This window comes from Prochlorococcus marinus str. MIT 0917, assembly GCF_027359575.1.
Taxonomy (GTDB): domain Bacteria; phylum Cyanobacteriota; class Cyanobacteriia; order PCC-6307; family Cyanobiaceae; genus Prochlorococcus_B; species Prochlorococcus_B marinus_D.
In genome coordinates this window covers 762,569-774,207 of the sequence record NZ_CP114784.1, presented here as the reverse complement: position 1 = coordinate 774,207, position 11,639 = coordinate 762,569, and the positions used below count along the sequence as shown (strand labels likewise).

Genomic DNA, 11,639 nt, shown 5'->3' with positions numbered 1-11,639 from the left:
TTAGTCCAGACCTGTTTAAAATAAGGACTTTTGTTAAGTTCTTACCACTCTTCCCTCGAAGTAAACTTTTCCCTTCGTAAAAGTATCTGGAACTTTTCCCAACAATATTCACGTTTTCAGCATTTAATGGGTTCCAATCATTATCAAGAACATTTTGGTCGATTCAGAAAATGAAAAAAAGAAGCGATGTTTTGAAGGGGTTTCTTCCTTTCGTTTCCTCCGGTTTTACTTTTTCCCAGTGCTGATTTGAGTATTGAATCATCTCTTCTCTGCCTGGCCAAGGCGTTGTCTTCCCTGGGAGCATCCTCAATAAATAGGAGAGTCTTATTCTTTTTTGGTAGTAAGTTGTTGCTTTTCCCCTTTTGCTTTGCAAATCGCCAAGTATTCATCTTTTAAGTTCTGCCAGTATTGAGTGGCCGCAAATGGTGGCACAACAACTAGTAAAGCTTGAACGAGGGAGGCAAAAAGGACTAATTAATAATGAATCAAGTGGAGTTGCTTTGCTGCTTGTGCAAGACAAATAATTTTATTAGCTGGATTGACTGCTGATACCTCGTATAACAATAGGGAGAGAAAAATCTGTTAATTAATCTGGAATCAAGTCAAAAAACAAAACCAATTCTCTCTTCTGAGCTTTTAAAACAAATAGTATAATGAAATGAAGATGAAGAGAAAATATATATCTCTTGATGCTATATTTGAATATAAAAAGAGATTTCTAAAATTAGTTTTTTTAGAAAGTCTTTATTTACTTTGAAATTATTATGAGTGTTCTTCTAACAGGAGGAACTGGAATGGTTGGACATAATATAAAGGAGCATCAAAATGCCAGTAATTATTGTGTTTTATCTCCTTCTCGTAAAGAACTAGATTTAACTAATAGAGATCAAATAAGAAGTTATTTGAAGGCAAATACTCCAGAATATATTATTCATGCAGCTGGATTGGTTGGTGGAATTCATGCAAATATCGCAAATCCCTCAAAATTTCTATTAGAGAATCTTGAGATAGGTTGTAATCTAATATCTGAAGCGGCAAGGATAGGAGTAAAAAATATTATTAATTTGGGAAGTTCTTGCATGTATCCTAAGAATGGTCCTAATCCATTAAAAGAAGAATATTTATTAAATGGTTTGTTGGAGCCAACGAATGAAGGTTATGCAATTGCTAAGATAGCTGCACAAAGATTATGTGATTATTTAAGAATAGAAGATAATTCGAGAAATTATATTACTTTAATGCCTTGTAATTTGTATGGTAAATATGATAATTATAATCCTAAACGCTCTCATTTAATTGCTTCAATAATAGTTAAACTACATGAGGCTAAAATTAATAAAGATAAATCAGTTGAGATTTGGGGAGATGGCAGTGTTAGAAGAGAATTTATGTATGCTAAAGATTTTGCTGATGCAGTTTGGTTCGCTTTACCTAGGATAAAGGAAATGCCTCATATAATTAATATAGGTAGAGGAGAGGATTATTCGATTTTTGATTACTATAAAAAAATCTCTGATATTTTAGGCTTTGAAGGTACTTTTACATTTGATTTAAGAAAACCTACTGGAATGAAGCAAAAGTTGTTAGATGTTAAGAAAATAAATGATTTAGGTTGGTACCCAATGCATGATTTAGAATTAGGAATTAAAAAAACATATGCTCATTATTTAGACTGTCATCGATGATATTTATCAATTATGTTTGATTTATAAAAAATGAATAAAAAAATAGGTTTAGCTTCAGAAACAATACCCAAAAAACATCTAGACAGATTATCCGAGTGGATTAAAACCTATCCAAGATTGACTCAAGGTGAGAAAGTAATTGAATTTGAATCTTTATTTGCAAAATATATACAAGTAAATGATTCAACTCTTGTTAATAGTGGCTCTTCTGCCAATTTGTTAATGGCAACTACAAATCTTTTTTTTAAAGATCTAAGGAATAAAAAAGTTGGTATACCAGCCTTGTCATGGGCAACAACAGTATCACCATTTATTCAATTAGGTTATCAACCTTATCTATTGGATGCTGATCCTATTAATCTAGGTATTAATATTGATAATTTATATAAGTTAATAAAGGAAGAGGATATTGGAACTTTGATTTTAGTTCATGTTCTTGGTCATAATTCATCTGTTGAGAAAATACTAGATATTTGCGAAGAATTTGATATACGTTTGCTTGAAGATACTTGCCAATCATTAGGCTCTACCATCTCTGGGAAATCCCTAGGATCATTTGGTCTTGCCTCAACATTTTCATTTTTTTATGGTCATCATATTTCCACAATTGAGGGAGGATGTCTTTGTAGCAATGATTATGAGTTTAATCAAGTAAGCAAGTCAATAAGGACTCATGGCTGGGGAAGAAACCTCGATGTTGAATTTCATGAGAATTTAAGATCAAAATACAACACCTCAGACTTTAGAGACTTATATACATTTTATTATCCTGGATATAACTTAAGATCTACTGAATTGAATGCATTTTTGGGCCTGATGCAGATGAGTATTTTAGATGAATATTGCTCAAAGCGATCAATAGTTTTTAATAAATACAGGGAAGAACTTTCAAACTTTTGGTGTCAAGAATCATCTAACGATTTTATTTCAAGTTTTGCCTATGCTACTTTAGTAAAAAATCCTGAGGAGGTTTGGATTCATTTAAAGAAAAAAAATATTGAAAGTAGGCCTCTTATTGCTGGAAGTATTGGTCAACAACCGTTTTGGAATGAATATAGCGGCAAAAGTACTTCTCTGAAATATGCTGATCAAATTCATTTATATGGAATTTATCTTCCTGTTAATGCAGATATAGATAAAAGCGATGTTCAGAGAATATGTACTGAATTTAAAAAAGTTGCAGAACCCTACAATTTTATATGAGATTTATATTGAATTAGATTTTTTCTAAATAAATTGATTAATTAAATTTTAGATCTTTGATTTTATTTAAATACATTTTTGAATAGGAATGAATAGCCTTTGATGCCATATCTTCCAGAGAAATCCATTCGAAATTTGAATGTTGCTCATTTAAATTTATGTTTAGTTTAATATTCTCTTGTTCAACTTCAATTAATCTTGCTTCTATAATATAATGGGTACTGCTTTCTAAGGTAGACCAATATGTAACATTATAAAAGTGTTCGTATAAACCCATTGAAGTCGTTTTATTAAAGGGGAAAGTTAAACCTGTTTCACTTAGTAATATTCTATTAAAAGCATCTATAATTCTTTCGTTTTTATAAATTCTTCCACCTGGGACAAAAAGTTTACCTTTTGCTGGATTATTAATTCTATAGCCCATTAACACTCCATATCTTCGGGAAAATATAATCATATCAATACCAAATATTGGTATTGAATCTACACAGGTTCTCCAGATCTCTTCAGGTAATTTTTTTGTAAGCATGAAGAAATTATCAACTTAACTACTTTAACACTTTCAAAAGCGAAGACTAAAATGATTTTCGAACAAGATTATGATAAATAGTTTCAAGATCTTGAGTATATAATTTTGAAGAAAAATGTGTTGGTTCTTTCATTAGTTTTGATAGCTTAGATTTTAATTTAAAAAGTTCATCACTATTATTTGCTAGTCGTAATGCTGTTTCTTCATATTCATTTTCATTATATGTAATTAGTTCTGGCAAGCCTATTGAATTTAATAGACTTGATGAAACTCTTGCCACAAAGTTTTCTCCAATTTTTGTTAGGACTGGTAATCCTGCACTTAATGCATCAAAAGTTGTTTTATGACCATTAAAGTTAAAAGTATCAAGTCCAAGATCTCCAAGAGAGTGTCTTGCTAAATGTAAATTAAATTTAACTGGATTTGCGAAGATTAAACGTTTTGGATCTACATTTCTTTTCTCTGCTTCTCTATACAAATTATCAGTCGCTAATTTATTTGGCTGTTTCAACCAAAGTACACTTCCTTTTATTTTAATTAGTAATCTCATCCAAATATCAAACTCTTTGGGTGTGATTTTTTTATTATTATTAAAGCAAGTAAAGATAAATCCTTTCTCAGGTAGGTTGAAATCTTTTCGAGAAATAAGTTTTTTATCTATTTTGATTTTATCATCATTACATATATAACAATTTGGCATTCTTAGTATCTTTTCTGCGTAGAATTTTTCATAATTATCTGGGATTACAATTTTATCTGCAATAATATAATCAATAATATTAGAACCAACAGTAGAAGGATATCCCAAATAATTTATTTGAATAGGTGCGACTCTCGAAGAAAATATATTAAACCTATTGTGTTTTGTATAACCCATCAGATCTACAGCAATATCAATTTCGTCACTTCTTGCTAAAGCTATAGCTTCGGTATTATTAAACTCGCTTATGTTTCTAAATATGCATCCAGAATTTCTTGCTCTTTCAGTATATTCATCTTCTATTTTAACAAATGAGTATAAATATATTTTAAACCTAGATTTATCATGCAACTCAAGTAAGGGAGCAATTAGTTGCATTACAGGATGCATCCGGAAATCAGCAGAGAAATAACCTATATGAATTATATTTTTTTTAGTATGTTTTATTTTTTTAGTTGGTCGATAAAAATTTTCTTTAAAATATTTTTTACTTCTTTTTAAATTATTCAATGGATTATCTTCAAAATAAAGTAATCCAAATGGTGAAGTAGAAGATCCTTCAATACCAAGATTCTTTAGCCAAATGGTTTGTATATCTAGATCACTCCAGTCGCAGATATGGCCTTTGGTTTCAATTAAACCAAGCTTCGCCCTTGATGATTGATTGTTTAATTTTATTGCTTTTTTGTATATATTTATTGCATCATCAAGTTTTTCAAGATCCCTTAATATGTTTCCAAGATTGTTATAAGCATTAACGTTATCAGGCATAAGTTTAATAGCTTTACGAGTATATAATTCTGCTTCTTGTAATTTACTAAGCTCTCCTAAAATGTTTCCAAGGTTATTATGTGCAATTCCTAAATCAGGATTAAGTTCAATAGCTTTAAGATATGAAATTTCCGCTTCTTTTAAGTTGCCAAGATCTCTTAATATGTTTCCAAGATTGGAATGAAACTCTGCGAAATCAGGCACAAGTTTAATAGCTTTACGAGTATATAATTCAGCTTCTTGTGATTTACGAAGCTCTCTTAAAATGTTTCCAAGATTGGAATATGCATTTGCGAAATCAGGTTTAATGTTAATTGCATTTCGGTATGACAATTCGGCTTGTTCTGTTTTGCCAAGATCTCTCAATATATTTCCCAGATTTAAATGAGCATCTGCTGATTTAGGTGTCAGTTCAATTGCTTTTCGTGTTGATAATTCAGCTTCTTTTAACTTGCCAAGATCTCTCAATATATTTCCCAGATGTAAATGAGCATAACTAAAATCAGGTTTTAATTCAATTGCTTTTCGTGTTGATAATTCTGCTTCTTGTAATTTGCCAAGATCTCTCAATATATTTCCCAGATGTAAATGAGCATTAGTAAAATCAGGTTTTAATTCAATTGCTTTTCGTGTTGATAATTCTGCTTCTTGTAATTTGCCAAGATCTTTAAATATGCTTCCCAGATTTAGATGAGCAAAGGCTAAATCAGGAGCAAGTTCAATAGCTTTAAGACATGCTATTTCCGCATCTTCTAATTTGCCATGATCTTTCAATATGCTTCCCAGATTGCAATGAGCATCAGCACAATCAGGCCTGATTTCAATAGCTTTGCGAGTATATGATTCAGCTTCTTGCAAGTTTCCCCGATCTCTTAATATATTTCCTAAATATAAATAAGCCTCTGTAAAATTAGGATTAATTTCAATAGCTTTAATATATGCAATTTCAGCTTCATGCGATTTACCAACATCTCTTAAGATACTTCCCAGATTACAATGAGCATCTGCAAAATTAGGATTGATTGATATCGCTTTATTAGTATATATTTCTGCGTCTTTTAATTCACCAATATCTCTAAGTAAATCTCCTAAATTCAAATAGGCATCAGAGAATTCAGGGTTGATTTTAATTGCTTTTCGGTATAATAATTCTGCTTCTTTTAATTTTCCAAAACCTTTTAAGATAATTCCATAATTTGAGAAAACCCTGGAATCCTCGAAGCCTTGATTAATAAACAGTTGATAATATTTTACTGCTTCTGGAATATTATTTTCAGAATGAGATTTAAATGCTTGCTTAATTATTTTTTCTTTAGAGAGTTTAGACTCACTACTAGTAATAATAATACTATTATCTTTGATTTCTTGTAAAGTAAAAGGAATTGTGAATGTTTTTGCTTTAGATATTCCTTCTTTTTTATGTGTTTGCATCTTATTCACATCCATCGATTTTATATCAGGATCTAATTTTTAGCATTATAGCTCGCTATAGATTTATCACATCATCTTTTTCCTATAGTGTGTACAAGGGTGTATTTTGGTATATGTAGTTTTTGATCTATAATTTTTCTTCATATTGATAGCTATTCATATCAATTATTTACGACCATGGCTTAGTTTGTATGTCAAATGAAAGGCAATTATAAGGTTAAATTCATGAAGTTGATTTTAATTAATAGGATTTTTTAGTTATAAATAATTTCTCACAATTTATGGCAGAACTAAAAATTATTCTCTAAGTATGTTTATGCTTCAAAAGCAATTACTGCATTTATCCTTATATAAATAGCTGTTATCTAGTATAAAAATTCTCTATTTATGAAGTTTAAGTGTTTTGCATTATTCTATTGATTTGAAACTATTTTCTTTAAGATATAGCTCTTTTATCGATTTTGATTATTTTTTTTAGGCCAAGTTAGTTTCTTAGAATAATACGGGAAAAATATATAAACTTATAAATATTCAAAAATCCTCAAATTAGTAAGGTCTTTACAAATTAAAATTACCAGATTTCATTTATTCATAAGAACTAAAATATGTATTAATCTAATTATTACATGTCTCAAATGGTAATAGTGGATTTATATTTAGTGCTAGTAAAAATAAGTCAGTGAACTCTCTTATGAATCCTTCTCCACCCTTTAATGATCCTGTCCAGTATGCGTTTTTGATACAAGCAGGATGAGCATTAGCAGGAGTTAAAAACATTTTAACTGCAGGTAATACTAAAAGGTCATTTACATCATCACCTAGAAAAATAGTTTGTTGTGGAATTATATTTAATTCTTTCTGAACTTTATTTATCGCAAACAGTTTATTTTCCACCCCTTTCAGAACAATATCAATTTTCAATGAATTAGCCCGTTCGTGTATAGTATTACTTTTAGATCCTGAAATTAAAGCAATATGGAAGCCATTTGCTTGAAGTAGTTTTATTCCCATACCATCCTTTACATCAAATCTTTTCATCTCATTGCCTTTCGAATCAATATAAATTCCTCCATCAGAAAGTACTCCATCAAAATCCATCGCTATCAATTTTATATCTGAGACTATTCCCATAAATGGATTGGTCATTTATTTAGAAGGTTTAATTTTTCTTTATAGATTTTAATAGCCCATTCCAGGTTTTTAAATTGTGTTTTTTTAATAACTTAACTGGTTGGATTGAATTCTGATTATACATCCAATACTTTAGTGAGAAATATCTATTATTCAAAATGGCATAATGTCAAAAACAAAACAAATTCTCTCTTCTGAGCTTTTAAAAGGGATAGTATAATGAAATAATGAAGAGGGAAAAATACATATATCTCTTGATTTTATTGTTAATACTTTCTCAGGGAAAAGCTTTCCTTTGTCAGGATAAAGTGGACCTTTAGGACTGAAGACAATATTACCTTCGTCATTGTTTTTCTTTGGAACTTTTAAATAAAATGAGCCACTTAGCCATGCTCCTTCATGCATATGAGGCTTTAGTAAACCACCAGGCTTGGTATCTAATAGCCAGCCACCCAAGCTATAATTTTCAGGCCAATTCTTTATAAAACCCTCTTTACTATCTCTAAAAAGATGTCTATAATTATTTATTTGATTTTCGATTAATTTCTTTAAGTCCTTTATGAAAGTATAATCTAATGAAAAGATATTTCCTTTTGTTTGAGATATATTATTTAATCCATTCCTAACTTTTGCTTTGTTGTTATCTTGATGTAGAAATGAGATAAGAGAATCACACATATTTGTTGGAAATTCTTCTTCATTTAAGTTTTTATGCATTATATAATCAATAGCTTCATTGCAAAAGGTTGAATTATTTTTTTCACCATAAATTATATTAGAATGATCAATAACTGATCCGATTATTGAATTACATATATTTTTCTCAGATATTATTTTGTAGGCATTATAGAAATCCTTAGTAGTATCAAGTCCTAGCAAGCATGCTATATTATAGCTATAATAATATTCATCAACTGTTAATTTTCCAAGAAGTTCTCTTGAAGATGTAAAATCACCTTCATGAAAAAGACAGTGGGTTAATTTATATAAAGCCTTTTGTTGAATAGTATTTAGTAAATTAATTCTTTCTTTGTTTATATCTTTATTAGGTTTAATATCTAATATATTCATTAGATATTTTTTCCCTTCTTCATTTTTTCTTATATCTATTAAGGTGGACCCTAGGCTTAATATGGCATCTAAGTTATCAGGTGAAAATTTTATTGTTTTTTTAAAAGCTTCTATTGCTTTGTAAGGATCACCTTGTCTATTTGATATTAATCCAAGACAAAAATGAGCTTTAGCTAAATCAGGTTTAATCTTTATAGATTTAAGAGTATATAATTCTGCTTCTTCTAAGTTACCAAGATCTTTCAAAATATTTCCTAGATTGAATAATATACTTGCTTCATTAGGATTAATTTCAATTGCTTTGCGAGTATATAATTCTGCTTCATCTAAGTTACCAAGGCCTTTCAATATATTACCTAAATTACTGAAAACCCTGTAATCATTGACTCCTTGATCTATTAAATATTTATAATATTTGGTTGCCTCTTTAATGTTTCCCTGTATATGAATATTAATTGATTGATTAATTAGTTCTTCTTGATTTAGCTTATCATTTTTACTACTTTTTTCTTTTATTACTCCTAACGAAATTGGAACAGGGAATGTTTTTACTTTAAATTCTGCTTGGTCTCTAGATCTTTTCCCCTCCATCACATCTATTGGTTTTGTAAGGTAACTACTTTTCCTGATTATAACTTATCTTGCCATTAAATTCTTAACTTTCAATAGTTATTGACCCTATTTAATGCAACCGTTGTCTAGTCCCCTCCAACGGGAAGTCATTAGTCCAGAATTAAATGGAAGTTTGAATATTGTTTTTTTCGTTAATTAAATCTTTCTGGATTTGATTTAAAGCGTTATCCCATGTCTGAGAGTGGTTTTTTCTAAATAGCTTTTGCAATGGGAACCAATAAGAGTAATCATTATTTTGTCCAGATCTCCAATGACTTTTATGATTTAGTAAAATTAAGCTATTGATACCAATTGAACCTGCGAGGTCTGAGATTAAATTTTCAATGCTGACTATTTGATCACATGCATTTATTAGAGATGCAAGGTCATCAATATCGTTAAAAGTATCAACTTCTTCTATTTCAATAATATTAATATCATATTTTTTCTTTAAATTAATTATTTCATCAGTTGTATTACCATACTGAAGATTAACAAAACAAAATGATGGAGAATAAATTCCGAGAATAAATTCTTCAAGAGATAATGATTTATCTTTATTAAATCTTGACATTGATTTCCAAGAAATACCTATAATTTTTTTAAATTGTGAATGTCTTAATTGCTTTCTAAAATTATGAGACTTTTTATCATCTACTTTTAAATATGGCTTATTATTTTTTGCTAAACTTTCTTTGTTAGTTCTTAGTAACCTAGGAAGGGAACCCATTGCAATTTGGAAATCATATTTATCTTCACTAACAAAATCATTTTGATCAAAATAAATTATATTCCTATCGAAAGATCTTTGCAATAAAGGAATTAATCTTTTATCAACTTTAATAATTAATTTATCAACTTTTTGTACTAATTCAGGTATTAAAGATGTAAATAGAATTTGATCTCCTATTCCTTGCTCGCCCCAAAGCAAAACCCTACCTTTATCGATTAGAGACCACTCAGGTTTTGATGTCACTAATTTTTCTCCAATATAATTGTCCTTCTCATTTACTTGCCATCTCCATTCATAATAATCCCAACCCTCTTTAAATTTCATTCTTTGTAAAAGAAGATTGGCAAGATTAGAATATGCCTCTGCAAAATCAGGTTTCAGTTCAATTGCTTTACGCTGTGATATTTCAGCTTCTTCTAATTTCCCAAGATATTTTTGTATAGTCCCTAGATTGTAATATGCTTTTGATAAATTAGGTTTGATTTCAATTGCCTTTATTTGGGATAATTCTGCTTCCTTTAATTTACCAAGATCGCTCAATATGTTTCCCAAATTGGAATATGCCTCTGCAAAATTAGGATTGAGTTTAATAGCTTTACGAGTTGATAATTCAGCTTCTTGTAAGTTGCCATGATCTCTTAATACATTACCTAGATTGGAATATGCCTCTGCAAAATTAGGATTAAGTTTAATAGCTTTACGAGTTGATAATTCAGCTTCTTGTAATTTACCAAGATCTCTCAATATATTACCAAGATTTGAATGAGCTTCTGCAAAATTAGGATTAAGTTTAATAGCTTTACGAGTCGATGATTCCGCTTCTTGTAATTTACCAAGATCACTTAATATATTACCAAGATTTGAATGAGCTTCTGTAAAATTAGGATTAAGTTCAATTGCTTTACGGGTCGATAATTCCGCTTCTTGTAATTTACCAAGATCTCTCAATACATTACCTAGAATGAAATGAGCCTCTGTAAAATTAGGATTAAGTTCAATAGCTTTACGGGTCGATAATTCCGCTTCTTGTAATTTGCCAAGATCTCTCAATACATTACCTAGATTGGAATGAGCCTCTGTAAAATTAGGATTAAGTTCAATAGCTTTACGAGTCGATAATTCCGCTTCTTGTGATTTGCCAAGATCATTCAAAATGCTTCCCAGATTGGAATATGCTTTTCCGAAATCAGGATTAAGTTCAATAGCTTTGCGAGCAGATAACTCTGCCTCTTTTAATTTACCAAGATCTTTTAAAATTGTTCCATAATTAGAAAAAACTCTGTAATCCTCGAAGCCTTGATTGATAAAAAGTTGATAATATTTTACTGCTTCTGAAATGTTTCCTTCTGAGTGAAACTTAAATGCTTGATTAATTATTTGTTCTTTAGAAGGTTTGAAAGGATTGTTCGTAGTAATAGTTGTATTTTCTTTAATTTCTTTTAAAGGAAATGGTACTGAGAATGTTTTTACTTCAGTCACTTTCTTTTTTACTTGCTCTTTATCACTAGGTTCCATTAATTTTAAAAATTTTTAATTTGAGTAATTTCATTACTCACTCTATCCTTGTTAAAACTCTTTTTGAGATTATTGATACTTAACTAATAACGCTAGATGATTGATTAGTTGCTTGATAAAACGAACTATTTTTCCAGTCAACTAATTGATTGAAGTCATCCAATTTGCTTAAGTCTGTTAATCCATAATTAAAGGTTTGCGAGAACTCTTCTAATAATAATGGATATAAGGGCTTTGAAGTGTGCGTTTCACATAGGT

Annotated in this window: 8 protein-coding genes; 2 read left to right on the top strand and 6 right to left on the bottom strand. The window is 29.6% G+C overall.

Going from position 1 to position 11,639, the window contains the following annotated elements:
• Nucleotides 1-143: 143 nt before the first annotated feature.
• Entirely contained in the window at nt 144-389 is a 246-nt protein-coding gene (locus tag O5637_RS04690; protein WP_269606521.1) for a hypothetical protein, read from the bottom strand.
• A 375-nt stretch (nt 390-764) separates the two neighbouring features.
• Between O5637_RS04690 and O5637_RS04685 the strand changes: the two genes are divergently transcribed.
• Nucleotides 765-1,685 (top strand): GDP-L-fucose synthase family protein, encoded by a 921-nt coding sequence (locus O5637_RS04685; protein ID WP_269606519.1) that lies wholly within the window; start codon nt 765-767, stop codon nt 1,683-1,685.
• A gap of 30 nt (nt 1,686-1,715) precedes the next feature.
• Nucleotides 1,716-2,888, top strand: coding sequence for a DegT/DnrJ/EryC1/StrS family aminotransferase (locus O5637_RS04680; RefSeq protein WP_269606516.1), 1,173 nt, complete (start codon nt 1,716-1,718; stop codon nt 2,886-2,888).
• Nucleotides 2,889-2,925: 37 nt separating this feature from the next.
• On the opposite strand, the gene O5637_RS04675 is transcribed toward O5637_RS04680, so the two are convergent.
• From O5637_RS04675 to O5637_RS04655, 5 genes are all read right to left on the bottom strand, one after another.
• Nucleotides 2,926-3,417 carry an NUDIX domain-containing protein gene (locus tag O5637_RS04675; RefSeq protein WP_269606514.1) on the bottom strand — a complete coding sequence of 164 codons (492 nt, stop codon included), beginning with the start codon at nt 3,415-3,417 and terminating at the stop codon, nt 2,926-2,928.
• A gap of 46 nt (nt 3,418-3,463) precedes the next feature.
• Nucleotides 3,464-6,319, bottom strand: coding sequence for a tetratricopeptide repeat protein (locus tag O5637_RS04670; protein ID WP_269606512.1), 2,856 nt, complete (start codon nt 6,317-6,319; stop codon nt 3,464-3,466).
• A 615-nt stretch (nt 6,320-6,934) separates the two neighbouring features.
• Nucleotides 6,935-7,465 carry a KdsC family phosphatase gene (locus O5637_RS04665; protein ID WP_269606511.1) on the bottom strand — a complete coding sequence of 177 codons (531 nt, stop codon included), beginning with the start codon at nt 7,463-7,465 and terminating at the stop codon, nt 6,935-6,937.
• A 138-nt stretch (nt 7,466-7,603) separates the two neighbouring features.
• Nucleotides 7,604-9,112, bottom strand: a complete 1,509-nt coding sequence (locus O5637_RS04660; protein ID WP_269606510.1) for a tetratricopeptide repeat protein — start codon at nt 9,110-9,112, stop codon at nt 7,604-7,606.
• A 142-nt stretch (nt 9,113-9,254) separates the two neighbouring features.
• Nucleotides 9,255-11,381 carry a tetratricopeptide repeat protein gene (locus tag O5637_RS04655; protein ID WP_269606508.1) on the bottom strand — a complete coding sequence of 709 codons (2,127 nt, stop codon included), beginning with the start codon at nt 11,379-11,381 and terminating at the stop codon, nt 9,255-9,257.
• Nucleotides 11,382-11,639 lie beyond the last annotated feature (258 nt).

Coding starts and splice junctions, on each gene's coding strand:
- O5637_RS04690 (WP_269606521.1), bottom strand. CDS start 389: ATGAATACTTGGCGATTTGCAAAGCAAAAGGGGAAAAGCAACAACTTA.
- O5637_RS04685 (WP_269606519.1), top strand. CDS start 765: ATGAGTGTTCTTCTAACAGGAGGAACTGGAATGGTTGGACATAATATA.
- O5637_RS04680 (WP_269606516.1), top strand. CDS start 1,716: ATGAATAAAAAAATAGGTTTAGCTTCAGAAACAATACCCAAAAAACAT.
- O5637_RS04675 (WP_269606514.1), bottom strand. CDS start 3,417: ATGCTTACAAAAAAATTACCTGAAGAGATCTGGAGAACCTGTGTAGAT.
- O5637_RS04670 (WP_269606512.1), bottom strand. CDS start 6,319: ATGCAAACACATAAAAAAGAAGGAATATCTAAAGCAAAAACATTCACA.
- O5637_RS04665 (WP_269606511.1), bottom strand. CDS start 7,465: ATGACCAATCCATTTATGGGAATAGTCTCAGATATAAAATTGATAGCG.
- O5637_RS04660 (WP_269606510.1), bottom strand. CDS start 9,112: ATGGAGGGGAAAAGATCTAGAGACCAAGCAGAATTTAAAGTAAAAACA.
- O5637_RS04655 (WP_269606508.1), bottom strand. CDS start 11,381: ATGGAACCTAGTGATAAAGAGCAAGTAAAAAAGAAAGTGACTGAAGTA.